General features: G+C 67.4%; 19 protein-coding genes. 7 read left to right on the forward strand and 12 right to left on the reverse strand.

Features of this window, described 5'->3' with window-relative positions:
• Position 1: 1 nt before the first annotated feature.
• Complete coding sequence (locus tag AZSI13_RS05855; protein ID WP_109040247.1) at positions 2-3,130, forward strand: efflux RND transporter permease subunit; 3,129 nt, start codon at positions 2-4, stop codon at positions 3,128-3,130.
• A 154-nt stretch (positions 3,131-3,284) separates the two neighbouring features.
• Positions 3,285-3,596, forward strand: coding sequence for a hypothetical protein (locus AZSI13_RS05860; RefSeq protein WP_235609683.1), 312 nt, complete (start codon positions 3,285-3,287; stop codon positions 3,594-3,596).
• Between the two features lie 108 nt (positions 3,597-3,704).
• Here AZSI13_RS05860 and AZSI13_RS05865 read toward each other — a convergent pair whose 3' ends face one another.
• The gene (locus tag AZSI13_RS05865; protein ID WP_109040248.1) at positions 3,705-4,499 is read right to left on the reverse strand and encodes an alpha/beta hydrolase; all 795 of its coding nucleotides are present in this window, start codon (positions 4,497-4,499) and stop codon (positions 3,705-3,707) included.
• A gap of 211 nt (positions 4,500-4,710) precedes the next feature.
• Here AZSI13_RS05865 and pepN point away from each other — a divergent pair, with 211 nt between their 5' ends.
• Entirely contained in the window at positions 4,711-7,326 is a 2,616-nt protein-coding gene (gene pepN / locus AZSI13_RS05870; RefSeq protein ID WP_109040326.1) for an aminopeptidase N, read from the forward strand.
• A gap of 111 nt (positions 7,327-7,437) precedes the next feature.
• On the opposite strand, the gene AZSI13_RS05875 is transcribed toward pepN, so the two are convergent.
• The 7 genes from AZSI13_RS05875 to AZSI13_RS17470 all read right to left on the reverse strand — a co-directional run bounded on the left by AZSI13_RS05875 (position 7,438) and on the right by AZSI13_RS17470 (position 13,753).
• A complete protein-coding gene (locus AZSI13_RS05875) occupies positions 7,438-8,112 on the reverse strand; it encodes a membrane integrity-associated transporter subunit PqiC (RefSeq protein WP_109040249.1) in 675 nt (224 codons plus the stop codon).
• A gap of 14 nt (positions 8,113-8,126) precedes the next feature.
• Positions 8,127-9,698, reverse strand: a complete 1,572-nt coding sequence (locus AZSI13_RS05880) for an intermembrane transport protein PqiB (RefSeq protein ID WP_109040250.1) — start codon at positions 9,696-9,698, stop codon at positions 8,127-8,129.
• Entirely contained in the window at positions 9,691-10,356 is a 666-nt protein-coding gene (locus AZSI13_RS05885; RefSeq protein WP_109040251.1) for a paraquat-inducible protein A, read from the reverse strand. The genes AZSI13_RS05880 and AZSI13_RS05885 overlap by 8 nt, the downstream gene beginning before the upstream one ends.
• Complete coding sequence (locus AZSI13_RS05890; protein WP_201262318.1) at positions 10,353-11,012, reverse strand: paraquat-inducible protein A; 660 nt, start codon at positions 11,010-11,012, stop codon at positions 10,353-10,355. Before AZSI13_RS05890 ends, AZSI13_RS05885 begins: the two co-directional genes overlap by 4 nt.
• A 10-nt stretch (positions 11,013-11,022) precedes the next feature.
• The gene (locus AZSI13_RS05895; protein WP_109040252.1) at positions 11,023-11,262 is read right to left on the reverse strand and encodes an RNA-binding protein; all 240 of its coding nucleotides are present in this window, start codon (positions 11,260-11,262) and stop codon (positions 11,023-11,025) included.
• A gap of 157 nt (positions 11,263-11,419) precedes the next feature.
• On the reverse strand, positions 11,420-13,204 hold the full coding sequence (locus tag AZSI13_RS05900; protein WP_201262319.1) for an alpha/beta hydrolase: 1,785 nt from the start codon (positions 13,202-13,204) through the stop codon (positions 11,420-11,422).
• A 51-nt stretch (positions 13,205-13,255) separates the two neighbouring features.
• The gene (locus tag AZSI13_RS17470; protein WP_165833357.1) at positions 13,256-13,753 is read right to left on the reverse strand and encodes a phasin family protein; all 498 of its coding nucleotides are present in this window, start codon (positions 13,751-13,753) and stop codon (positions 13,256-13,258) included.
• A gap of 223 nt (positions 13,754-13,976) precedes the next feature.
• On the opposite strand from AZSI13_RS17470, the gene AZSI13_RS05910 reads away from it, so the two are divergent.
• The 4 genes from AZSI13_RS05910 to AZSI13_RS17480 all read left to right on the forward strand — a co-directional run bounded on the left by AZSI13_RS05910 (position 13,977) and on the right by AZSI13_RS17480 (position 15,872).
• Complete coding sequence (locus AZSI13_RS05910) at positions 13,977-14,564, forward strand: TetR/AcrR family transcriptional regulator (protein WP_165833358.1); 588 nt, start codon at positions 13,977-13,979, stop codon at positions 14,562-14,564.
• A 154-nt stretch (positions 14,565-14,718) separates the two neighbouring features.
• The gene (locus AZSI13_RS05915; RefSeq protein WP_109040254.1) at positions 14,719-15,264 is read left to right on the forward strand and encodes a YaeQ family protein; all 546 of its coding nucleotides are present in this window, start codon (positions 14,719-14,721) and stop codon (positions 15,262-15,264) included.
• A gap of 162 nt (positions 15,265-15,426) precedes the next feature.
• On the forward strand, positions 15,427-15,573 hold the full coding sequence (locus AZSI13_RS17475; RefSeq protein WP_165833359.1) for a hypothetical protein: 147 nt from the start codon (positions 15,427-15,429) through the stop codon (positions 15,571-15,573).
• Positions 15,574-15,695: 122 nt separating this feature from the next.
• On the forward strand, positions 15,696-15,872 hold the full coding sequence (locus tag AZSI13_RS17480) for a hypothetical protein (RefSeq protein ID WP_165833360.1): 177 nt from the start codon (positions 15,696-15,698) through the stop codon (positions 15,870-15,872).
• A gap of 124 nt (positions 15,873-15,996) precedes the next feature.
• Here AZSI13_RS17480 and AZSI13_RS05925 read toward each other — a convergent pair whose 3' ends face one another.
• The 4 genes from AZSI13_RS05925 to pbpC all read right to left on the reverse strand — a co-directional run bounded on the left by AZSI13_RS05925 (position 15,997) and on the right by pbpC (position 23,947).
• Positions 15,997-18,420, reverse strand: coding sequence for a tetratricopeptide repeat protein (locus AZSI13_RS05925; protein ID WP_109040256.1), 2,424 nt, complete (start codon positions 18,418-18,420; stop codon positions 15,997-15,999).
• A gap of 59 nt (positions 18,421-18,479) precedes the next feature.
• On the reverse strand, positions 18,480-19,193 hold the full coding sequence (locus AZSI13_RS05930) for a hypothetical protein (RefSeq protein ID WP_109040257.1): 714 nt from the start codon (positions 19,191-19,193) through the stop codon (positions 18,480-18,482).
• A gap of 79 nt (positions 19,194-19,272) precedes the next feature.
• Positions 19,273-21,510 carry an AAA family ATPase gene (locus AZSI13_RS05935; RefSeq protein WP_165833361.1) on the reverse strand — a complete coding sequence of 746 codons (2,238 nt, stop codon included), beginning with the start codon at positions 21,508-21,510 and terminating at the stop codon, positions 19,273-19,275.
• A 154-nt stretch (positions 21,511-21,664) separates the two neighbouring features.
• Positions 21,665-23,947 carry a penicillin-binding protein 1C gene (pbpC, locus tag AZSI13_RS05940; RefSeq protein ID WP_201262320.1) on the reverse strand — a complete coding sequence of 761 codons (2,283 nt, stop codon included), beginning with the start codon at positions 23,945-23,947 and terminating at the stop codon, positions 21,665-21,667.
• Positions 23,948-23,950: the final 3 nt, after the last annotated feature.

Here is a 23,950-nt window from a genome sequence, read left to right on the forward strand (position 1 = left end):
CATGTTTCAGTGGCTTCTCGATGCCAGCCTGCGCAACCGCCTGCTGGTGCTCATGATCAGCCTGGTGCTGATGGTGTATGGGGTGATGAGCCTCTCCCGCACCCCGGTGGATGTCTTCCCCGACCTCAACAAGCCCACCGTCACCCTCATGACCGAGGCTGGCGGCATGGCGGCGGAGGAGGTGGAGCAGCTGATTTCCTTCCCCCTGGAAACGGCCATGAACGGCCTGCCCGGGGTGGAGGCCATCCGCTCCACTTCCAGCGCCGGGCTGTCCTTCGTCTATGTCACCTTCGACTGGGAGACGGATTTCTACCGGGCCCGGCAGATGGTGACGGAGCGGCTCAGTGCCCTGGAAGGGGCCTTGCCAGCCGGGGTGGTGCCGCGCCTGGGGCCCATCAGCTCGATCATGGGGGAAATCCTGCAGATCGCCTTGCCCATTGACCCGGCCCGTCGCTCCGCCATGGAGGTGCGGGAATACGCCGACTGGGTGCTGCGGCCTCGGCTGATGGCGGTTCCCGGCGTGGCCCAGGTGATTCCCATCGGCGGCGAGGTGCGCCAGTTCCAGGTGCAGCCCCTAGCCGCCCGCATGGCCGCCCTGGGCATCACCCAGACCCAGCTGGAGCAGGCCTTGCAGGGCTTTGCCGCCAATACCTCCGGCGGCTTCCTGGAACGTAACGGGCGGGAATACCTGATCCGCCATCTGGGCCGCACTTCCCGCCTGGAGGACTTGCGCCAACTGGCCCTGACCGCCCGCAACGGCCAGCCGCTGCTGCTGCAACAGGTGGCCGAGGTGACTTTCGCCACGGCCCTGAAGCGCGGCGATGCCGGTTTTGCCGGCGGCCCCGCGGTAATTCTGGGGGTGCAGAAACAGCCCACGGCCGACACCATCCGCCTCACCCAGGCCATTGAAGCGGCCCTGGAAGCGCTGGGCCGCACCCTGCCCGAGGGCATGGCGGCGCCCCAGGTGACCTTCCGCCAGGCCAGTTTCATCGAATCTTCCCTGCACACCCTGCAGGGCAAGCTGGTCGGCGCCTCGGTGTTCGTTGCGGTGATCCTGTTCGCCTTTCTCGGTACCCTGCGGCCAACCCTCATTGCTCTGACGGCTATCCCCGTTTCCATCTTCGTCACCGCCCTGGTCTTCCGCTACTTTGGCCAATCCATCAACACCATGACCCTGGGGGGGCTGGCCATCGCCATCGGCGGCCTGGTGGACGATGCGGTGGTGGGGATCGAAAACGTCATGCGCCGCCTCAAGGCCGCCCAGGAGCAGGGCGACGGCCCCCACGGGGAGCGCCTGTCGCCCCTCATGCTGGTGGCCCGGGCCACCCTGGAGGTGCGTTCGGCCATTCTTTACGCCACCCTCATCATCGTCCTGGTGTTCCTGCCCCTGTTTGCCTTGCCGGGCATGGAGGGGCGGCTCTTCGTGCCCCTCTGCATCGCCTTCATCGTCTCCACCCTGGCTTCCCTGCTGGTCTCGGTGACGGTGACGCCGGTGCTCTCCTACTACCTGCTGCCCACCATGAAGGGGCTGGATCACGGCGATACCCGGCTGCTGCGCTGGCTCAAGGCCGGCTACCGGCGCAGCCTGGCGACGGTATTGGCCCGGCCCCGGGCCGCCATGGCAGCCGGAGTGGCCGCCGTGCTGCTGGCAGCGGTCGCAGTGCCCCTGTTCCCCCGCACCTTCCTGCCGCCCTTCAACGAAGGCACCTTCCTGGTGGGCCTGCGCCTCAATCCGGGCGTGACCCTGGCCGAATCGGCCAACGTGGCGCGGCAGGCCGAGCTGCGAGTCAAGGAAATCCCGGAGGTGGCCTACGTGGGGCGGCGCAGTGGCCGGGCAGAGCTGGATGAACATGCCGAAGGCGTCCACGTCAGCGAACTGGATGTGGGCCTGAAGCCGGTGGCCGAACTCACCCGACCCATGGGGGAGATCGCCGCCGACATCCGCCAGCGCCTGGCTTCCCTGCCAGTGGCCGTGGCGGTGGGCCAGCCCATTTCTCACCGTATTGACCACATGCTGTCCGGGGTGCGCTCCCAGATCGCCCTCAAGCTTTTCGGCGAAGACCTGGACACCCTGCGGGGCCAGGCCGAAGTGCTGCGCAGCCGACTTGCCGCCATTCCCGGCGTCGCCGACCTGGAGGTGGAAAAGCAGGTGCTGGCGCCCCAGATCAAGGTGCGGGTGGATTACGGTGCGGCGGCCCAGTACGGCATCGCCGTGCCCCAGTTGCTGGCTTCCCTGCAGCGTCTGGTGGAGGGGGAGAAAATCACCCAGGTGGTGGAGGGCGGGCGCCGCTTCGCCCTGGTGCTGCGCCTGCCGGAAAGCGCCCGGGGGCCAGAGGGCCTGGCAGGCTTGCTGGTGGAGGCACCGGGCGGCCCCATTCCTTTATCCCGGGTGGCGACGGTGGAGGAGGGGGATGGCCCGAACCAGATCAGCCGGGATGATGGCCGTCGCCGTATCGTCATTTCGGCCAATGCCCAGGGGCGGGCTCTCTCCGACATCGTTGCGGACATTCGCCGGGTAGTGGCGGAAACGCCACTGCCGGAGGGCTATTTCGTCACCCTGGGTGGGCAGTTTCAGGCCCAGGAGGAAGCCTCGCGGCTGGTGGGCCTGCTTTCCCTGGTGTCCCTCATCCTGATTTTCGTGGTGCTCTACAGCCGTTACCGTTCGGCCACCCTGTCGGTGCTCATCATGGCCAACATTCCCCTGGCCCTGGTAGGGGCGGTGGTGGGGCTGGGGCTATCGGGGCAGCCGCTTTCTGTGGCGGCCCTCATCGGCTTCATCACCCTGGCCGGCATTTCCGTGCGCAATGGCATTCTCAAGGTCAGCCACTACCTCAACCTGATGCGTTTCGAGGGGGCCGCCTTCGATCAGGCCATGATCCTGCGGGGCTCCCTGGAGCGTCTGGCACCGGTGCTGATGACGGCCCTGGTCACCGCCTTTGCCCTTGCGCCCCTGCTCTTCGAGGCGGAGCGGCCGGGCACGGAGATTCTTCATCCAGTGGCAGTGGTCATCTTCTCCGGCTTGGTCAGTTCGACCCTGCTGGATACCTTCCTCACCCCCGTGCTGTTCTGGTGCTTCGGCCGCCCGGCGGCAGAGCGGCTGCTGGCCGATGACAGCGCCAGTGCCCTCTAGGCCCTGAGCAACCTCGACTTCTCTCCAAAGATAGGCATGACCATGATTCCATTGCTTCACACACGGCGTACCGGCTTCCGTTTCGTCGTTGTTTCCACGCTCCTGTTCCTGGCCAGCCTGTGGGCGGGGCCTGGCGTTTTGGCGGCCGGCGGGCATGATCACCAGCACGATCTGGCGCCACGGCGGGGTGGTGGCCCAGGCCCGGGACCTCACGTATGAACTGGTGGCCGGCCCGGGGGTGTTGCAGCTTCACGTTCGGGATCACGGCCAGCCGGCGGATGTTAGCCAAGCCTCAGCCCAGCTGGTTCTGCAGGGCAAGGGAGCGCCCCAGCAGGTCGTCCTGGCACCGGTTGGCCCGGGGCTGCTAGAGGCTCGGGGGAGCTTTGTCCTGGCGCCGGGAAGCAAGGTGGTTGCCCAGGTGCGCGGGAAGACCCAGAGCAGTTCCCTGCGCTTCGTGCTGCCCTGATTGGCAACAAGCAGGCGTTGATGCGAAAGCCCCGGGGCAAGGTGCCGCCGGGGCTTTTTTATGCCGAGCTATGCTGGCGGTGGTTCTGCAGCCCGGGGGCGCGCCGAATCAGAGCCGTTCCAGCCATGCCAGTAGTTTTTCCGCGGCCTTGGGCCAGGGGCGATCGAGCATCAGCATGTGGCCGCAATGGGGAATGATCTTGAAATCCCCGTTCCAGCGCAGGGCCGTAAAACCGATGCTGGAGGGCGGAAACACCGCATCGTGCTGGCCCCCCATGACCAGCACCGGCAGGCTGGGCCGGGCACGGTAGAGGCGGCAGCCGAGGGAGGCCATGTCGGCCACGGCCGTCGCGGATTCCGGCTGGATCAGCGGGGCGAAGGCCAGCAGTTCTTGCGCCGGGGTCTCGGGATCGAAATAGATGTCCCGCATCAGGGGCAGGGTCTTTTCATCCAGGTCGCCGTGGCTGACAGCCTGGATGCCGGCAAAGAAATCCGGCTGGGTCAGGGCCAGGTTGACGATGGAGCCCTGGGTGCCGGTGGTGGGCACCGGGGAGAGGAGGGCGGCGGCCCGGGCGCTGTGTCCTTCCAGCACCCGTTCGATCACGGCGCAGCCCATGGAGTGGCCGATCAGCACCGGCGGCTCGGCCAGGGTGGCCATGACCTGCAGCACGTCGTCGGCGTAATCGTCGAGGCTGAAGGCATCCAGGTAATCCCGGCCTTCGCTCTGGCCGTGGCCGGAGAGGTCCAGGGCCGTGCAGTCGTAGCCGGCCTGGGCGAAAAAGGGCAGAAAATTGATCTCCCAGCAGCGGGCATCCATATAGCCGCCGTGGATGAAAAGCAGGGGAGGGCGCTGGCCCGGTGGGGAAGCGGGGCGGTGCAGGGTATGGATATGGCGGGGTTTCATGGGCAGTGCGGCGTGTTGGGGTTGAGGGAAGGTCGTTGGCGATCATGGGCAGGCCTTGCGGATAGGCCCAGCGATCATTTTTATGCCGCAACGATAACACCATTGTTTTTAAGCTGTGTGACGCCCGGCGGCCTCCATCGGGTGGCGTATCATGGCGGCTCCCGTATTTGCGGGCTGGTGCCGCCAGCCCCTGCTGTTCCTGGAAAACGACATGAGCGAAACCTCCCAAACCCCCCAGACCATCCACCTCAAGGACTACACCCCGCCCGCCTATCTGGTGGACACGGTGGACCTGGATGTGGACATCCGCCCCGGCAGCACCACCGTCACCGCCACCCTGGCCTGTCGCCGCAATCCGGCGGGCGCCGGGGCCCAGGCCCTGGTGCTGGATGGCGAAGAGCTGGAAACCGTATCGGTCGCCATCGACGGCCGGACGCTGGCAGCCGGCGAGTACACGGTGGCAGCCGAAACCCTGACCATCCCAGGGGTGCCTGAGCAGTTCACCCTGCGGACCGTGGTGCGCATCGTGCCGGAAAAGAACACCCAGCTCTCCGGCCTCTACCGCTCCGCCGACGGCTACTTCACCCAGTGCGAAGCCCAGGGCTTCCGCCGCATCACCTGGTTCCCGGATCGGCCCGACGTCATGGCCACCTTTAGCGTCACCCTGCACGCCGACAAGGCGGCCCTGCCGGTGCTGCTGGCCAACGGCAATCCCGTCGCCAGCGGCGACGAGGCCGATGGGCGTCACTGGGCCCGCTGGCAGGACCCCTTCAAGAAACCCTGCTACCTCTTCGCCGTCGTCGCCGGCAAGCTGGACGTGCTGCGCGACACCTTCACCACCGCCAGCGGCCGCACGGTGCAGCTGGCCATCTACGTGGAGCCGGGCAAGCTGGACCAGTGCCCCCACGCCATGCTGGCCCTGAAGAAGTCCATGGCCTGGGACGAGCAGCGCTTCGGCCTGGAGTGCGACCTGGACCACTACATGATCGTCGCCGTGGGCGACTTCAACATGGGGGCCATGGAGAACAAGGGCCTCAACATCTTCAATACCAAATACGTGCTGGCCCGGGCCGACGTGGCCACCGACGTGGATTTCGAGAACATCGACCGGGTCGTGGCCCACGAGTATTTCCACAACTGGACCGGCAACCGGGTCACCTGCCGGGACTGGTTCCAGCTTTCCCTGAAGGAAGGCCTCACCGTCTTCCGCGACCAGGAATTCGGCGCCGACCTGCACAACCCCACCACCGCCCGCATCCGCGAGGTGCGCGGCCTGCGCGCCGCCCAGTTCCCCGAGGATGCCGGCCCCATGGCCCATCCGGTGCGTCCCGCCTCCTACATGGAGATCAACAACTTCTACACCGCCACGGTCTATGAAAAGGGCGCCGAGGTGGTGCGCATGATCCAGACCCTGATCGGCCGCGAAGCCTTCCGCGCCGGCATGGACGAATACTTCCGCCGCCACGACGGCCAGGCCGTCACCTGCGACGATTTCGTCGCCGCCATGGCAGCAGCCTCGGGCTTCGACTTCACCCAGTTCATGCGCTGGTACAGCCAGCCCGGCACGCCCCAGGTCAAGGCCGAGGCTGCCTACGATGCCGCGGCGAAGCGCTACACCTTGAGCTTCACCCAGAGCAATCCCAAGGCTTCGGACAGCGCGCCCTACCTGATCCCCATCCGCGTCGCCCTGTTCGACCGCCAGGGCCAGGAACTGGCCGGCCACAGCCGCACCCTGCTGCTCACCGAGAGCACCCAGCGCTTCGATTTCGAGGACGTGGCGGAGGCTCCGGTGCCCTCCCTGCTGCGGGATTTCTCCGCCCCGGTGGTGTTGGACTTTGCCTACAGCGACGCCGACCTGACCCTGCTACTGGCCCACGACAGCGATCCCTTCAACGCCTGGGAAGCGGGCCAGCGCCTGGCCTCCCGCCTGATCCTGGAAGCCACCGGGGCCATCGTTGCCGGCCAGGCGCCGGCCGTGCCGGAAGGCTTCATCGCCGCTGCCCGCCGCCTGCTCAGCAGCCATGAAGAGGCCGGCGCCGCCTTCGTCGCCGAAGCCCTGACCCTGCCCGGCGAGGCCACCCTGGCCGAGATGCTGGAGGAGGTGAATCCGGATGCCCTGCACGCCGCCCGCAACCATCTGCGCCTCTCCCTGGCCGAGGGCCTGCGGGCCGAGCTGGCTGCTGTCTATGCGGAACTAGCCCCCAGCGGCCCCTACCAGCCCAGTGCCGAGGATGCGGGCCGCCGCGCCCTGCGCAACCTGTGCCTCTCCTACCTGCTGGAATTCAACACCGCCGGCATGCGCCAGCTGGCCGTGCGCCAGTTCGAGGACGCGGACAACATGACCGACCAGTTCGCCGCCCTGGCCGCCCTGGCCAACGTGCTGGGCGACTGCCCCGAGCGGGAGACGGCCCTGGCCGCCTTCTACCAGCGCTGGCAGGGCGAGGCCCTGGTGGTGGATAAATGGCTGGCGGTGCAGTCCTCCAGCCGCCAGCCCGACACCCTGGCCACGGTGCAGCGCCTCACCGGCCACCCGGCCTTCGACCTCGGCAATCCCAACAAGGTCTATGCCCTGCTGCGCACCTTCGGTGCCAACCTGGTGCGCTTCCACGCTGCCGACGGCGCCGGCTATCGTTTCTTCGCCGAGCAGATCAAGGCCCTGGACGCCCGCAATCCCCAGGTGGCTTCCCGCCTGGCCCGCTGCTTCGATCGCTGGAAGAAGTTCGACGCCGGCCGCCAGGCCCACAGCCGGGCGGCCCTGGAGAGTCTGCGGGACCATCCCGGCCTGTCCCGGGACGTGTTCGAGATCGTCACCCGGGCCCTGGGTTAAGGCGGGGAGAGTCGGGGCCGCCGCCCAGCAAGGTGGCGGCTTGAAAAAGAGGGTGCCGGGAAGGCGCATGGCGCCTTGTTTCCGGCCTGCCGTGCCTGAAGGTGGCCGTCCCTATTGGGCTGCAGCCGGCAGGGGCTGGCTCCGAATGGCCGCGGCTATCTCGGCGGCGGCCTGACTGAGAGCCCGGCGCTGGGCCGCTACCAGGGCGGCGGCGCCACCGTCGCCCGTCATGGTTTCGTTCCCCGCCGCCAGCGGCTCATGCACCTGGCTGCGGCCGAGCAGCTCCTTGCCCTGCCGCGGCTGCAGGGTCCACAGCAGATCCAGATCGACGCCCCGGCCCACCTGGGCCTCCAGGCGCTGCACGTGCAGGGTGAGGCGGAAGTCGGCGTCGAAATGGGGGGCGCCGTTGGGCAGGGCCGCCACCCGGGAGGAGGCCAGCAGGCGTCCCAGGTCGGCGGCGATGCTGCGGGCGATGCCGCTGCGCAGGGGCTCGGCCCAGCGCTGCTGTTCGCTGAGCAAGATGCGCTGGTCCGGGCCCCGCAGCACCAGCTGGGGCCGGTCCAGCAATTCGGGCAGGCTGGCGCTGAGCAGCAGCACGCTGGGGCCGTTGCCCTGGCCGCCGGGGCGGCCGTCGTCCAGGGTGTAGAGGCTGGCCTTGGGCGTGGTGCCGCAGGCCGCCAGGAGCAGGGCGGTGCCCAGGATGGCGAGGGCGCCGCGCCGGGCGGCGGCGAAGGCGGAAAGGGTAGAAGGGGCGGCGATGGGGCGGCGCGTGGGCATGGTCGGCATTTCTCTCAATCCTCTCAATCGTCCTTCTTGCCCTTGAGCAGGGCTTCGGGCTGGCGTTCCAGCAGGTCCGCCAGGTTGCGCACGGCGCTGGCGGCCCGGCCCACTTCCCGCAGGGTGTCGCGCACTTCCTGCTGCATCGGGGCGTCGCTGGCCAGGACCTTGTTGGCCTGGTCCAGGGCCTTGCGGGCGTCGCGCAGGGTGTCGGCCAGTTCCGGCACCACTTCCCGGTCCAGGCGGGTGATCAGCTTGTCCGTGTGCTGCAGGGTGTGCTGCAGGGTCGTGGCGATGGTTTCCAGCTGGTCCTGCAGGGAGTCCAGGCTGCCGGGCTGGGTCGGCAGTTCGGCAATGCCCTTGCCCCAGCGCATGGCGGCGGGCTTGGCGTTGGGGAAGTAGTCCAGGGCCACGTAGCGCTGGCCGCTGACGATGTTGCCGGTGCGCAGCTGGGCGCGGAAGCCCCGGGCCACCATGGCGTTGAGGACTTCCCGGATGTCCTTGCGGCTGGGTTCCGCGTTGCCCATGCCGCGGCTGCGGCGGCTGAGGCGTTCCGGGTAGAGCTTGATCTCCACCGCCATGGAAAAGTTCTTGGTGGTCTGGTCGAAATCCAGGTCGATGCGGGACACCTCGCCGGCGGTGATGCCGCGGAAATCCACCGGGGCGCCCACCGTCAGGCCCCGCACCGATTCGCGGAAGATGAGCACGTATTTCTGGTAGCTGCTGTCGGGAATGCGCTGGGCGGTGGCCTGGTCCGGATGGAGGACGAAGGTGCTGGCGGCGGGGGCCGCTGCCGGCATCTCGCCGGGCTCCCCTTCCGGGCTGGAGAAGGCAACGCCGCCCAGCATCAGGCTGAGCACGGACTGCATGTTGAGCTTGACCCCGTCCGCGTCCATGGCCACATCGACGCCGCTGGCGTGCCAGAAGCGGGAATTGGGGCTGACGAAGCGGTCGTAGGGGGCATCCACGAAAATCTGCACATCGACGCCGCGGCCATCGGGCTGCATGGCGTAGCCGATGACCCGGCCCACCGGCATGCGTCGGTAATAGACCGGGGCGCCGATGTCGAGGGAACCCAGGGTGTCGCTGCTGAGCTTGAACTGGCTGCCCCGGGTGTCGCTGGTGATGGCCGGCGGCTCCTCCAGGCCGACGAATTCCCGGGCGTCGCTGCCGGATTGGCCCGGGTCGATGGCGATATGTACCCCGGAGAGCAGGGTGGCGAGGCCGGAAACGCCGCCCACGGTGACCCGGGGCCGCACCACCCAGAAGCGGCTGTCCTCCACCAACAGGCCCTTGGCGCTGTTGTTCACCTGGACCTTGACCTGGACCGAGCTGCGGTCCGGGCTCAGGGTGATGTCCGTCACCGTGCCGATGTCCACGTCCTTGTACTTGAGGCGGGTCTTGTTGGCCTCCAGACCTTCGGCCCGGGCGAACTGCAGGGTGATCTGGGGCCCCCGCTCGAGCAGGGCCTTGATGCCCAGGCCCAGGCTGAGGGCCACCGCCAGCAGGGGGATGATCCACACCAGGGTGGGGCGGCGGCGGGGCGGGGTGACGCGGACCGTCTCGGCGGCGGGCAGGGGCGTGTCGTCAGGCATGGCGGTGTTCCTCGGCGGAGGCGGCAGAAGTGTCAGGGGGTACGGTCTGGGGAACGGCCCGGTCCCAGATGAGGCGCGGGTCGAAGGCCATGGTGGCGAGCATGCTCAGCACCACCACGGCGCCGAAGGCCACCACCCCGGGGCCGGGGGAAATGATGGCGAGGGACTGGACCTGGACCAGGGCCACCAGCAGGGTGACCACGTAGACGTCCAGCATGGACCAGCGGCCGATCAGTTCCAGCAGCCGGTAGAGCCGGGCCCGCTGCCGGGTGTTGCGGTGGGAGCCGCGATGCACGCTGAGCAGCAGGTAGGTGAGGGAAAAGAGCTTGAGCATGGGCAGCACGATGCTGGCACAGAAGACCACCAGGGCCAGTTCCCAGGAGCCCGTGTCCCACAGCACCACCACCCCGCTCATGATGGTGTCGCGCTGGGTGCCGAAGGGGGAGCGGGTCTCCATGATGGGCAGCAGGTTGGCCGGCAGGTAGAGCACGTAGGCGGCCAGCATCAGGGCCCAGGTGCGCGCCAGGCTGTCCGGCTTGCGCAGGTGCAGGGGCGCCTGGCAGCGGGGGCAGTGTTCGTGCTGTTCCAGGGAAGCCAGCAGGCCGCAAACCTCGCAGACGGCGAGCCCGCGGCTGGCGGCGGTATGGCGGCGGCTCATGCCGGGGCTGCCTCGTCGTCCGGGCGCGCCTCGTCCCAGGCCTGCCACAGGGTATGGCCGTCGAGCAGGCCAGCCAGGGCGGCCAGCAGCAGCATGAGGCCGCCGAAGCACCAGATGGCCGGCCCCGGCAGCACGTCGGCCAGGTGGGCCAGCTTCACCAGGGAGACCAGGACGCCGAGGATGAACACTTCCACCATGGCCCAGGGATGGGCCAGGCGGAAGGCGCGAAAGACCGGGGCGAAGGCCGGCGAGCGGCGTCCCAGCCACAGGGGCAGCACCAGCCACAGCACCGCGCCCAGCTCGATGGCCGGCATCAGCACCGTGGTCAGCAGCACCAGGCCGCCCAGGGCCTCCCGGCCGTCCTGCCAGAGATGGTGGACGGCGCCGATGACGGTGGTTTCGGTGTAGTTGCCCTGGATGTTGAGGCCGACGATGGGGTACAGATTGGCGGTGAGCAGCAGCACCAGGGCCGCCAGGGTCAGGGCCAGGATTTTCTCCAGCCGGTCCCGGTGGAAGCTGTAGAGGCGGGCGCCGCAGCGGGGGCAGTGGGCCCGGCTGCGGGGCAGCGTCAGGGCCACCGGCTGCAGCAGCAGGTCGCACTCGTGGCAGGCGGTGAGGGGGGCGGGCATGGCGGCCTCGCTCGGCGGTGCAGGCATGGGGCGCGTTTCAGTGCAGCAGCACCCAGGCGTTGATGCGCCGGCCGTCGTGCCAGATGTCGGTGATGCGGGTGGTGAGGTCGAAGGCGGCCTGGTCGGTGATGCGCATCTCGACGATGGCGATGGGCTGTTGCGGGTCGCCGTCGCGGACGATGGCAATCTCGCCGACGGGGCCGAAGCGCGCCAGGACCTGGCGCAGCCCGCTTTCGCTGACGTCGGCGGGGAGGCCGGAGAACATGATCTTTTTCATCGGAAGTCCAGGGAGCTGGTGGAAGGGTGGTGCTTGTCAGGGGCGCCCGGCGGCGCTCCGGGGCGGGGCGCCAGGCCGGGCGGTCGTCCGGGGGCCTGATGGCATATTACCCGCAGCGCGGCGGGGGCGGCGGGAGCGCAGCCCCGGAGCCGGCTGCCTACTTCAGCAGGACGTAGCTGCCGGGGGCGTCTTCCAGGGGCGGATAACGCTTGGAGCCGGTCTTGGCCGGCGCTGCGGGGGCGGCGGAGCGGGCCGCCAGCCATTCCTGCCAGGCGGTCCACCAGGAGCCTTCCCGGGTGGGCGTTTCCGCCAGCCATTGCTCAGGGGCCACGTACACCTCGCCGGCGGGCCGGGTGTGGAGGCGGTAGTGGCGGCGCGGGTGGCCGGGTTCGCTGACGATGCCGGCATTGTGGCCGCCGCTGGTGAGGACGAAGGTGACTTCGGCCGGGCTCAGGTAGTGGATCTTGTGCACCGAGCGCCAGGGTGCCACGTGGTCGCTTTCCGTGCCTACGGCAAAGATGGGGATGGTGATGTCGCCCAGGGACACGGGCCGGCCGCCGACCTGGTAGCGGCCTTCGCTGAGGTCGTCGTTGAGGAACAGCTGGCGCAGGTACTGGCTGTGCATGCGGGCCGGCATGCGGGTGGTGTCCGCATTCCAGGCCATCAGGTCGTTCATGGCGCCCCGTTCGCCCAGCAGGTACTGGCTCACCATGCGCGACCACAGCAGGTCGTAGGAGCGCAGCAGCTGGAAGGCGCCCGCCATCTGGCCGGCGGAGAGGTAGCCCTTTTCCGCCATCTGGGCCTCGAGCAGGCTGATCTGGCTGTCGTCGATGAAGAGGGCCAGCTCCCCCGGCTCGGTGAAGTCGGTCTGGGCGGCCAGGAGCGTGATGGAGGCCAGGCGCTCGTCCCCGTCCCGGGCCATGGCGGCGGCGGCAATCGCCAGCAGGGTGCCCCCCAGGCAGTAGCCGGTGGCGTGCACCCGGCGCTTCGGCACGATGTCGTTGATGGCCTGCAGGGCGGCGAAGAAGCCGTTTTCCAGGTAATCGTCCATGCCCTGGTCCCGGTCTTCCTCGTCCGGATTGCGCCAGGAAATGCAGAAGACGGTATGGCCCTGGTCCACCAGGAACTTGATCAGGGAGTTGTGGGGCGAGAGGTCCAGGATGTAATACTTCATGATCCAGGCCGGCACGATGAGGATGGGCTCGGGATGGACCTTGGCGGTGGTGGGGGAGTACTGGATCAGTTCCATCAGCCGGGTGCGGGCCACCACCTTGCCCGGGGTGATCGCCACGTCCCGGCCTACCACGTAATCCTCGCTGCCGGCGGGGGGCTCGTTGTTCATGGCCCGTTGCAGGTCCTCCTGCAGATGGGCCATGCCGCGCCACAGGTTCTGGCCGCCTTCGCGGATGGTGTGTTCGAGCACCACCGGATTGGTGAGGGGGCTGTTGCCGGGGGAGAGCAGGTCAAGAATCTGCCGGGCGGCGAAGGAGACGATGCGTTCGTGGTGGGCGGAGACCCCCCAGATGCCGTGGGTCGCCGCCTTCCACCAGCGCTCGGTGAGGAGGAAGGACTGCTGCATGACATTGAAGGGCCAGCGGTGCCAGGCCTCTTCCTTGAAGCGGCGGTCGGTACTCCAGGGGGCGACGAAGTCCGGCCCCTCGTTGAGCATGGAAAGCTGGGCCGCCTGCAGGGCGGCGGCTTCCGTCGCCGCCAGCTTGAGCAGTTCCAGCTGTTTGCCGGGGGAGACGGCCAGATGCCCGGCCCAGTCGATCATGGCCATGGCCATGGTGTGGGGCGAGAGGGAGTTGGTGAGCTGGGCGATGGTGGCGTGCACGTGCTGATCCAGGCGCTGGGTGGCGCTGTCGGCCTGCAGGGGCGTCAGCACCTGGGCGGCCGGGGAGATCAGGGGCAGGAGGGAAGAGGTGGCGACGGCGGGGGGCATGGGGTCTCCTTTCTATCGGGCGGGGGCCGCTGGCGGCCCCCGGGAAGAACATCATTTTTTGCTTTTTGCGGCCGCTTTCGGCATGGCGGCGGCAACCTGCTGCAGCGACTGGGTCAGGGCGCCACCCTGCTTGATGGCGGCCAGGGCCAGGTCCTTGCCGAAGGGCAGGGTGGCGGCGGTCTGGCGGGCGCCATCCTCCACGGCTGCCTGCCATTCTACATATTGACTTTGCATGACGGGGGTCAGTTCTTCGGCGGCGGTCGTGGTCAGCTCGTAGGCAGCCTGGGCATAGGCGGTGCCGTTTTTCAGCAGGGTGTGGGCCAGGCCGGTCTGGATATCCACCGCCTGTTGGACGCTGGTGCTGCCGAGCAGTTGCTTGTAGCCCGCCGCCTCGTCTTCCAGCATTTGCCGCACGGCGCCGAAATTGAGTTCGGCCAGGTTCTGGATGGTGTCGAAATAGACCTGGGTGGCCCCCAGGAAGGAGGTGGCCAAGGCGTTGTTGGCCTGGGAAAGCGAGGCCAAGGAGGCGAAGTTCAGCTTTTCTGACATGGGTGACTCCTGTTCTTGGATTGGATGGAAAACCGTCCCGGAGCCTGATGGTCGGCCATTTGCAGGCCGGCCCCGGGTCGATCCATTATTCAGCGATCGTTTAATAATGACAAGGGGCTCTTTGTAACCGTCTGTGCCTGGCCGAACGTGATATCTTTGCGCTCCGAATATGAGCCCGCCACCTTCATCCCCGCGCCGTCCCGGGCGCCCCCGCAGCACCGATGTGGACAGCCGCGAAAAGCTGCTGGCCGCGGCCTTGCTGGCTTTCTCCGAACTCGGTTTCGCCGGCGCCAGCCTGCGGGCCATTGCCGTCTCGGCGGGGTTCGACGTGGCCATGATCTTCCACCACTTCGGCTCCAAGGAGGGACTGTGGCAGGCGGTGGTGGAATCCATGGCGGCCGATTTCCAGGCCTCCCTGGCCCATGAATTGCTGCCCCTGATTCAGGGCGAAGGCCCGCTGGTGCAGCGCGTCACCCAGGTGCTGGACATTTTCATGGACAAGCTCGTGCAGCGGCCCACCCTTACCCTGCTCATCATGCGGGAGACCTCTCTTCCCGGGGAGCGCCGGGATTTCCTGGTGGCCCAGCTGCTGGGGCCGTCCTGCGAACGCTTTTCCCCCTTCTGGCAGGAGGCCATGGAGGCCGGCGTACTGCGCCGTTCCGACCCGGTGCTGTTCCACGTCGGCATCTTCGGCGCCATGGCCATGATCCTGGCCTTCCGCCCCATCCTGCCGAGCCTTGGGGCGGCCGAGATGGACCTGGCGGAATTGAAGGCCCATATCCACCGCGGGCTGCTGGCTGATGCAGTCTGAGGATTCGCTAGTTGCCACCGGTGCTCACCGGCTGTTCTCGGCGCCCATCGGTTGCGGTCTGTTCCTCTGACCCCCGGCCCAGCGGCCCCCTATGCTGAAGCCGCGAAGTCGGCTACCTTTCGCCCCCATTCCTTCCCACTGAAAAACTGATTTCATGGCACTTAAATCCACTGTTTTCAAGGCCGATCTGAGCGTCGCCGACATGGACCGGCATCATTACGCCGACTATTCCCTGACCCTGGCCCGCCACCCGTCGGAAACCGACGAACGCATGATGATTCGCCTGCTGGCCTACGCGCTCTATGCCGACGAGCGCCTGGGCTTCTGCAAGGGCCTCTCCGACGACGACGAGCCGGACCTCTGGCGCAAGGACTACACCGAGGCCATCGAACAGTGGATCGAAGTCGGTCTGCCCGACGAAAAGCGCATCAAGAAGGGGCTTTCCCGCTCCGCCCAGGTGGTAGTGCTGGCCTATGGCGGCCGGGCCGCCGAAATCTGGTGGTCCCAACTGGCGACCAAGGTAGAGCGGCAGGAGAAGCTCACCGTACTGTTCATTCCCGAAGCCCAGAGCCGCGCCCTGGCCGAACTGGCGGACCGCACCATGCGCCTTTCCTGCTCCATCCAGGACGGCCATCTGATGATCAGCAGCGACAAGGGCACCGTCACGGTGGAGCCGGTGAAATGGCTGGCTAGGGACTGAACCCAGTTCCCGCCGCCAGGGGGCAATCGCCGGGCGGAGAATAAGCCGCTCGCGGCAATCCGTCAGATGGCGCTAAAATTCCGTAGGTTGTTGTACGGATGTTTGTGGCGCAGGTTTACCGTGCGACTGCATCCGTTTTCCATTCATCCAGCGGAGATTCAAATGCATACCTTTGAGATTCGGGTCCGTCTGCCCGGCGGTGGTGAACAGCGTCTCGTCATTCAGGCGGCGACACGGGAAAAAGCGGAAGCCCAGGCAGAAGCCCAGACCGGCGGCAAGGTGCTGGGTGGGCGTCAGTTGCCGTCCTGAGCCGCCGGCCAAAGCTCGTTAAGCGCGGGAGCAGGGTGTCGGGCTCCCCCAGCCCTTTCCGGAGTGCTTCCGGGAAGGGACTTGAAAATCACAGTGAAGGGAAAAATGGGATGGAGTACCGGGTGCTGAGAGCAACGTCCACCAATTCCGATGAGGCGCTGGACCGCCTGGAGGGGGCGGTCAATGCCTGTCTGGGGGTGGGCTGGGAGATCAGCGGTGGTGTATCCCTCGTGGCAACAGGTGACTCCCTGCAGCCCTGTGCCTTGTTCATTGCCAGCCAGGCTGTGATTCGCCGCTGATCATCAGGAGCGTGGGGCAGCCTCGCATTGACGGTCAGCCCCTAGAAAACCTGCCGACCGCTGATCAGTTCGGCGGCGCTAGTGTTTCGGCAGCATCTTGGTACCCCGCTCGGGGCCTGTTGCACTAGTCCCGTTCTTCTTCGCCAGCATCGGCACCTTCCCAGCCGGGAATCCCATGGAGCCGTTCAGCGCATGTCCGCGCTTCCACGGTTCGTTGTTGCAGGGTGTAGAGCTTGAGCAGCTTTCGGAGCACCCGGCCGACCGGAATGCTGTTTTTGCCAAAGAGGGCCTCCCGTGCCGCCAGGGCCCGGAGCAGATGGGGTTCGGCCTTGGCAGGCGATCCCTGCTGCAGGTAAAACGATCCCAGATTGGATTCGGCCAGGGCAATGGAGGCATCGTACTGGCTGCCCCGGGTACGTTTTGCGGCGATGGCCCGGAGGTAGCATTCCTCCGCCTCTTCGCGCCTGCCGGCTTGGTTGTAGAAAAACCCCAGATTGTTCAGCGTTGCCCCGGTCTTGGGGTGAGATTCTCCCAGCAGTTGCTGGCGGATGCGCAGGGATTCCCGCAGGCAGGTCTCTGCTTCGCCATGGCGCTCCGGTACCCGGCTCCACATGCGCCCCCCGTTGTTCAGCAGTTCGGCACGCAGCAAGTTGCCCTGGGGATTGTTGGCTAATAATTCTGATGATAAAACAAAGAATTGACCGGATTTATTAAAGTCGTTTGTTACGTAATGGGTGAGTCCGTATTGACGATAGATGGCGACCCGCAGGGTGGGCTCCGCCGGTTCGGGAGGGAGCAGGGCCTCGGCACGGGCCAGGGTTTCCAGGGCCGCCCGGGGCTGACCCGCCATGCGCCATCCCGCAGCCTCCTGGCAGCGTGCTTGGACCTGTAACGGCAGGTTTTCCGGGTACCGCTCGGCCAGAACCAGGACAAGCCCGGTGAGCCGCCGGGCTTCCGGGTAGCGGTAGGCGCGATGCAGTAGCCGAGCCAGGTTCAGGAGTTGTTCCGGCTCGTGCCATGCCTGACACCGCTCCACGACCCGGGGCAGGGCGTCAAGGCAGGCGAGCCGAATATCGGCGGGCGTGTCTTCCCAGTCCGGGGCCGTGACCTTGGCGGTGATCCAGTCGCCAAGACCTTGGTCTCCCTCGTTTTCCAGGGCAAAGGGACCGCTGCGGTGGGGATTGTGCAGCCAGTCGGCCAAGCCGGCGTGCAGCAGTCGGTAGGCGCCGTTCTCGTACAGCACCAGATGGCCCAGCAGCGGGGTTAGCCGTTTCATGAGTTGCCTGGGGGTCTGGCCCGACAGGGCGCAGAGCAGGGGCTCCGGAAAGGGGCTGAGGCTGCCCGCGAGGAAGGTCAGGAGGGGGGCATACTGTTCCGCGAATAGCCCGCTATCAGGGCAATGCTGGCGCAGGATTCTGCCGTAGGCCTCGTCAAGCCCGGTGGGGAGAGCGCCGGGCCGCGCGGTGGGGTGTTCCAGTCCGCTGGCCACGGCTTCCAGGTAAAGAAAGCTGCCACCGCCTGCCGCCAGGATGTCGGCAATGCCCTTTTCGGACAGACGCCCGGCCAGACGATGGCGGGCGCAGGCGGTCAGATCAGCCTGATGCCGGGGATCTTCCTGGGCCAGGGGAATGACGGGGAAAATGCCGGATACCTGGGCCAGGGCGGGGATGGGCCGGCTGGCCAGGATCAATTGCAGGCTCGCCGGCAACTCCCTCCGTACCTCGAGCAACAGTTCGAGCAGGGCATTGCGCCCATCGCCCAGTCCGAAGCGCTCCACACCATCCACGACGACCAGCCAAGGAACGGGAGGGGATGGGCATTGGGACAAGGGCTGCAGCACCAGTTGCCGGAAGTGTGCGGCGAGGGTGCGCGGTTCCCGAGTTTGCGCATCGATTTCCAGTTGCCGCGCGAGGGGCGGGGCAATGAAGGGATGGGCGGTGGCCAGGTGGGCCGAAATCGTATGGATCAATTCCTCCAGCAGGGCTTCCGGTACGCGTCTGTCGGCCTCCGTACAAGCGTAGTAGGCCAGGCTCCGACGGCCGGATTGCGCCCAGTAATGGGCCAGGAAGGCACTTTTACCCACGCCCATGGCGCCCTGTAGCACGCAGAGGTGTCCCGGTGTTGCCGCAGGGTCAGCGGCAAGACGGCCTTCCAATTCGGCAAAGAGCCACTCCCGGCCGAAGAAAGGGAGGGGCGCTACCGGGGCGCTGCTCCGGGTGGGGGCGAGATAGGGGGCCAGGGCCGCGGGGGGAAAGTCATGGGCTGGCGCCCGGCGCATTCCGCCCGGGAGGCCAAAGGCCCGGCTTCTGGCTTCCCGGGGCCAGTACCAGCCATAGGGCTTGCCCTTGTCGTTGCAGGCAATGCCCAGGAAATGCAGGCCTTCCAGGTCCGCCAGGTCCCGCTCCACCTGGCGTTTGGTGACCTCGTAGGATTCCCCGAGGGCTTCCGTCAGCTCGCCTGCCGTGCGGCCGGGCGGATGGGAGGGCAGCAACGCCAGCAGTTCCCAGTGGCGTTGCAGGGTCTTGGTGCTCTTGTTCTGGGCGGACATGGGGTGGGCGGATGAAGTGAGATGGAAAGGCTGACGGCAGGGCGAAGGGTAATCGGAGCCTACTTCCGGAGGGAAGGGCCAGTGTAGGTCAGCTTGCCGATCACCAGCAGCGCCATGAAGAAGAGGACGATGTGCACGATGAAGTTGCTCATGACTTCATAGGTGCCCTTGCCCGATTCGTTTTCCAGGTCCCGCTCGGCCTGGCGGAAGAAGGCGCAGGCCAGGAAGCACCAGCTCAGCTTGGTAATGAAGGCCGCCGTGGTGGTCAGGGCATTGCGGTTATAGGCATACAGCCGGGCGTACAGCCAGATGGCGCCGGCAAGCCACAGGGCGTACATCAGGTAGAAGCCGGCATCGTCGTAGCGGGGCGGCTCCATATGGGCTGGAAAGAGCAGCCAGGAGCCCAGGGAAAGCAGCAGCCACACCGTCACCGCAATGACCGGCGCCCCCAGGAAGATGCCGAAGGTCCACAGGGCATCGTTGTAGTTGGGGGTGATATCGTCATTGATGTAGATGACCGCGCGGTGGCGGGCTCCCTGGAGGGTGCCCCAGAGGAACATCACCAGCCAGAGCAGGACCCCAATGCGGGTAGCGGAATAGCCCACCAGGTCTTCAAGCCATTGGTCACGCGCCACATCGGAGGCTACGAAGACCAGGAAGGCGGTCAGACCGGCGATCAGGATGAAGAGCGGGTCCCACCAGGCGCGCCGGAAAAACAGGGACGTTTCAGGCGGGGGAAGGTCGGGGGCGTCCAGGTCGTCAAAGTTCAGCATGATGGTCTCGGTGATGTCGATGGTGTCCGAAGATGAAAGGCCGGGCCGGCTTGGGAAAATTGCTGGCGGCAAAGGCGCCTCAGGCAAGAAAGCCCATGCCGGGCCGCTGTTCCCCCGCCTTGGCGGTGTGTTCGCGCAGCAGTTGGGCGAGGAAATGCGCCGGGGAATAGCGTTCTCCCAGCATCCGCTCCTGTCGCTGCACGGTGGCGAAGTCCCCCGGCGTGAGGGCGTGCAGTCGGTCCAGTGCCCGGCCGATGTCTGCCGGCAGGGGATGGGAGGGGATGCCCATCACCTGGGCGGCAAACATCGCCCGGCGCTGCGCGGGGGCAAGGGCGTCGAAACGGATCTTGAAGGTGAAGCGGCGCAAGGCGGCCGGATCGACCTCCTGCATCAGGTTGGTGGTGCAGATGAAGACGCCGGCAAAGGATTCCATCTGCTGCAACAGCTCGTTGACCTGGGTGACCTCCCAGGAATGGGCTGCCAGACGGCGATCCCGCAGGAAGCTGTCAGCCTCGTCCAGCAACAGCACCGCACCTTCCTGGGCGGCTTCCCGGAACATGCCGGCGATGCGCTTCTCCGACTCGCCGACATATTTGCCCAGCAGGTCCGAGGCCCGCTTCACCAGCAAAGGCCGGCCCATGGCTTCCGCCAGGTGGTGGGCCAGGGAGGTCTTGCCGGCTCCCGGCACACCGTAGAAGCACAGGGTGCCGAGCGGACGCCGCACCAGGGCCTGCCGGATCTGCGCCACCGGCAGTTCGCTGTCCAGGTTCAGGTAGTCGAACTGGCAGGGGCGTTGGCCGTCTTCCGTCGCCGCGGCCAGGAGGGGGCGCCCCATGGCCCCCTGGCTGGCGCGGATGGCCTGCAGCAGGAGCTGCTCATCCACGGTTTCCTGATTGCCGGCGCAGATTTTGGCGAAACGGCTGGCCTGGTGGATCTGGGCCGGGGTCAGGCTGTCATCGGCTGCCAATTGGGTAATCAGCGGGGGGCTGACGGAGAGATTGGCCAGGCAGCGGCTGATGACCCGTTGCCGAGCCGCCTTGGGCGGCGTACGGAACTCCAGGTGAAAGGCGAAACGGCGCAGATAGGCTTCGTCGATTCCGTCAATGGCATTGCTGATCCAGATGGCGGGAACCGGTGAATGCTCCAGTTGGTGATTCAGCCACGCTTTCGATTGGTCGGGACGGGCGGTATTGCGGCCGCGGCCGAAGAAGGCGGCCAGGCCCATGCCCGTGTCGGGGAAAACATCTTCGATCTCGTCGAAGACCAGCAGGCTGTCCTGGCGATCGGCAAGAAAGCGCTGAGCGATGACGAAATTGGCCATGCGCAGCTTGCCGGAGACGGAATCACCGTCGTTGTCGGACGATTTCACGTCAAAGGCCGCCAGCCCGCAGCTTGCTGCCAGGAGGCGGGCAAATTCGGACTTGCCGGTTCCCGGAGGCCCGTAAAAGAGGATGTTTGCGCCGGCAACCTTGCCCGCCGCCGCCTGGGCCATATAGGCCTGGAGCCAGGCAAACTCCTTTTCCATGTGCTGAAAGTCAGCGTGTTCCAGCGCCGGCGCAGGGGAGGCCTGCAAGACATGGCGCAGCATTTCGGCTTCGGTGCGGAATTGCTCGGTCAGGAACATCCGCCCCGTTTCGCCCAGGGCGACAAAGTCCTCCAGGTCCCGGGGAGAGACGTCCAGCCGCACCAGGCCGAGGGCCCGCAAGGGGCCCTGGCTGCTGAGAGCAGCCCGTACCTGGTGGGCTGGCGCAGCGATCGCCTGGGCCAGCAGCTCGAAAGCCTCGTTCGGTGCAAATCCGCTGATGGACCGCAGAAACTGGCGGAACGGTTCGAAATGACGCAGTTCGGCGAAGTCCAGCAGGCGCAGTTCCAGGGGGCTCAGGCGCAGCAGGCGGCCCAGCAGGGCGATGTTGGGGTTGCCCGGCTTTTTCCATTGCTTGCCGGGGGCCAGATGGGCCAGGTTGTCTTCCAGGGCTTCCTGGATCAGCCTGGGGGCTTCCACGAACTGGCGGGAAATAACCTCGTTGTAGGTTCGGAAGGCCTGGCGCCGCCGCAGCAGGGGACCGATGTGCAGCGTCGTGCCGTTGGGCTGCTCGCCGTCTTCGTCGTCCCGTTCCCGCGCCAGGGCCTTGCCCAAAGCTGCCTGGATGGGGGCCGGCCAGCGGGCCTCTTCACCCAACAGGCGGAGCAGGTTTTCGCTGTCTTCCACGTAGGCCCCCGGGTTGGCCAGCAGGATGCGCAGCGCAAATACCGCGCCCCGCCGGTTGCATTTGTGGGGGACAGCAAGGGCGGGCGGGTCGTCAAAATCCAGTTCCATGATGGTCTCCATTCCCAAACTCGGGGTATGGAGACCATCATAGGGATTGATGCGACATTTGATGTCGCGGCTCTTGAAGGGGGCTACAAAGCTGCTGCTGCCGAACCTTCCCCATGCTGGTCACGGACGAAGGCGGAGGGCGGGGCACGCCGATTTAGCGAGCCCGGCCTTTCAGGGCCCGTACTTCAAAGGCCACTTCATCCACCACCTTCCGGCTTCCATCCAGCAGTTGCAGGCGGTGGCGGCCGGGCTGGGGCAGCCAGCGGGGTGCCGGGTGGGCCGCCGCCAGCCTCTTGCCGTCGAGTTGCCAGTGCCAGCCCGGGTCGGCGGGGCCGCTCAGGCGCAGTTCGATGCGTTGCCGGCTGGGTGGAATGTCCGGGTCCAGGGCCAGGATGGTGCCGTCGGTCGGGTAGGCAATACGACTCAGGGCCTGGCCACCGGCCTGGCGGATGACCGCCTGTTCCGTGCCGGCGAGGAACCACTCCTGGCGGGCCGGCTCCCGGGCTGGTTCGAAGCGGATGCGCTGGTGCACCACCCCGGCAGGGGCCGAAGGTGGTCGGCTCGATTGGGGGGGCCGGGCCCGGGCCGGATCGCCGCGGTGCAGCCAGTCCATGACCTCCCGCCACACCGGCGCTGCGCCGCTGATGCCCGAAACGTCGTGCATGGGGCTGCCGCCGGCATTGCCCACCCACACCGCCACGGTGTAGCGGCGGGAATAGCCGGCGCACCAGTTGTCCCGCATGTCCTTGCTGGTGCCGGTCTTGACCGCGCTCCAGTAGGGCGTGGCGAGCCAGGATTCCAGGCCGAAGGTGGAGGCCCGGGCATTGCGGTCGGCCAGGATGTCTCCCACCAGGAAGGCTGCCGCCGCGGTGAAGGCCGGGCGGGGCACGTCGCTGAAAACCCCGGTGCAGCCTTCGCGGCGGCAGGGAATGGGCTGGGCCTTGCCATTGCTGCCGGCAGTGGTGGCAGTTGCAGCAGCGGCAGGCACGGCCCGCAGGGGGCTCCAGCGCCCCCCGTTGGCCAGGCTGCGGTAACCATTGGCCAGCATCAGCAGGGAAATGTCCGCCGAGCCCAGGGCCAGGCTGTAGCCGTACCAGTCGCCATCCTGGTTGAGGCTGGCCAGGCCGGCCTGCAGCAGCTTGCGGCGGAAGGGTTCGGGCCCCAGGCGCACCAGGGTGCGCACCGCCGGCACGTTGAGGGAGCCGGCCAGGGCGCGCCGCACCGAGACCCAGCCCTGGTAGTGGGGCTCGTAGTTCTGGGGAGCGTAGAGGCCGTTGCCCGTATCCAGGGCCAGGGGCGCATCCTCGATGAGGGAGGCGGGCGTCAAGGCCCGCTGTTCAAAGGCCAGGGCGTAGAGAAAGGGCTTGAGGGTGGAGCCGGCCTGGCGCAGGGCGGTGACCCCATCCACTTCCGCCGCCTCCGAGAGGTCGCCGCTGGAGCCGACCCAGGCCAGGATTTCGCCGCTGGCGTTGTCCAGCACCAGCACCGCGCCGTCTTCCACGTTCTGGTGCCGCAGGGCATGGAGGTGGCGCCGCAGGGCGTGGCTGGCGAACTGCTGCAGGTCCCCGTCCAGGCTGGAACGCAGGGCCTGGCCGGGGTGCTCCAGCAGCTTGCGGGCCAGGTGGGGCGCCAGTTGGGGGGAGGGGGCCTGGCGCGTACGCTGGGCGCCGCTGAGGGCGTAGTCCACATAGGCGGCGAAGGCCTGGGCGTCGCTGCATTCCTGTTCCCGGCCCATTTCCGCCAGCAAGCGGCAGGCCCGGCGGGCCACCACGGCGGGGGAGGCATTGGGGGAGCGCAGCAGGGCTGCAGCCAGGGCGGATTCCCGCTCGTCCAGGCCGTGGGGCCACTTGCCGAACAGCTCCTGGCTCATGGCGCCGACGCCCTGCAGTTCGCCCCGGAAGGGCACCAGGTTGAGATAGGCCTCGATGATCTGGCGCTTGTTCCAGGTGCGCTCCAGGCGTCCCGCCGCCATGGACTGGCCGAGCTTGTCGAGGAAGGAGCGGCGGCCCCGGCGCTGCCCGTCCTCCTCCAGCAGGCCGGCCAGTTGCATGGTCAGGGTGCTGGCGCCCCGGGTGCGGCTGCCCCAGAAGTTGCTCCAGGCGGCCTTGCCGGCGGCGCGCCAGTCCACGCCCTCATGCTCCATGAAGCGCCGGTCTTCGGAGACGATGACGGCCCGCACCAGGGCCGGGGAAATTTCCGCCAGGGGCGTCCAGGCCCGGCGTCGGACGTTGCGGTCGAGGCGCAGGCTCTGCAGCACCTGTCCGTCCCGGGCCAGCAGGGTGGCGTCGGAGGCCCGGTATTCCCGGCGCACCTGGGCGTAGTCCGGCAGGGCCTGGGCGGCAGGCGCGGCCAGCCCCAGGAGCAGGGCCAGGGTGGGGAGCAGCGCCCATCGCCGCAGCGGCGGGCGGCGCGCCCCAAAGCCTGAAGAGCGGGGCACGGC

This window comes from Azospira sp. I13 (assembly GCF_003112695.1).
GTDB lineage: Bacteria > Pseudomonadota > Gammaproteobacteria > Burkholderiales > Rhodocyclaceae > Azospira.

Coding starts and splice junctions, on each gene's coding strand:
- AZSI13_RS17475 (WP_165833359.1), top strand. CDS start 15,427: ATGCATACCTTTGAGATTCGGGTCCGTCTGCCCGGCGGTGGTGAACAG.
- AZSI13_RS05930 (WP_109040257.1), bottom strand. CDS start 19,193: ATGCTGAACTTTGACGACCTGGACGCCCCCGACCTTCCCCCGCCTGAA.
- AZSI13_RS05860 (WP_235609683.1), top strand. CDS start 3,285: ATGATCACCAGCACGATCTGGCGCCACGGCGGGGTGGTGGCCCAGGCC.
- AZSI13_RS17470 (WP_165833357.1), bottom strand. CDS start 13,753: ATGTCAGAAAAGCTGAACTTCGCCTCCTTGGCCTCGCTTTCCCAGGCC.
- pepN (WP_109040326.1), top strand. CDS start 4,711: ATGAGCGAAACCTCCCAAACCCCCCAGACCATCCACCTCAAGGACTAC.
- AZSI13_RS05855 (WP_109040247.1), top strand. CDS start 2: ATGTTTCAGTGGCTTCTCGATGCCAGCCTGCGCAACCGCCTGCTGGTG.
- AZSI13_RS05885 (WP_109040251.1), bottom strand. CDS start 10,356: ATGAGCCGCCGCCATACCGCCGCCAGCCGCGGGCTCGCCGTCTGCGAG.
- AZSI13_RS05935 (WP_165833361.1), bottom strand. CDS start 21,510: ATGGAACTGGATTTTGACGACCCGCCCGCCCTTGCTGTCCCCCACAAA.
- AZSI13_RS05880 (WP_109040250.1), bottom strand. CDS start 9,698: ATGCCTGACGACACGCCCCTGCCCGCCGCCGAGACGGTCCGCGTCACC.
- AZSI13_RS05865 (WP_109040248.1), bottom strand. CDS start 4,499: ATGAAACCCCGCCATATCCATACCCTGCACCGCCCCGCTTCCCCACCG.
- AZSI13_RS05890 (WP_201262318.1), bottom strand. CDS start 11,012: ATGCCTGCACCGCCGAGCGAGGCCGCCATGCCCGCCCCCCTCACCGCC.
- AZSI13_RS05925 (WP_109040256.1), bottom strand. CDS start 18,420: ATGTCCGCCCAGAACAAGAGCACCAAGACCCTGCAACGCCACTGGGAA.
- AZSI13_RS05875 (WP_109040249.1), bottom strand. CDS start 8,112: ATGCCGACCATGCCCACGCGCCGCCCCATCGCCGCCCCTTCTACCCTT.
- AZSI13_RS05915 (WP_109040254.1), top strand. CDS start 14,719: ATGGCACTTAAATCCACTGTTTTCAAGGCCGATCTGAGCGTCGCCGAC.
- AZSI13_RS05895 (WP_109040252.1), bottom strand. CDS start 11,262: ATGAAAAAGATCATGTTCTCCGGCCTCCCCGCCGACGTCAGCGAAAGC.
- AZSI13_RS05900 (WP_201262319.1), bottom strand. CDS start 13,204: ATGCCCCCCGCCGTCGCCACCTCTTCCCTCCTGCCCCTGATCTCCCCG.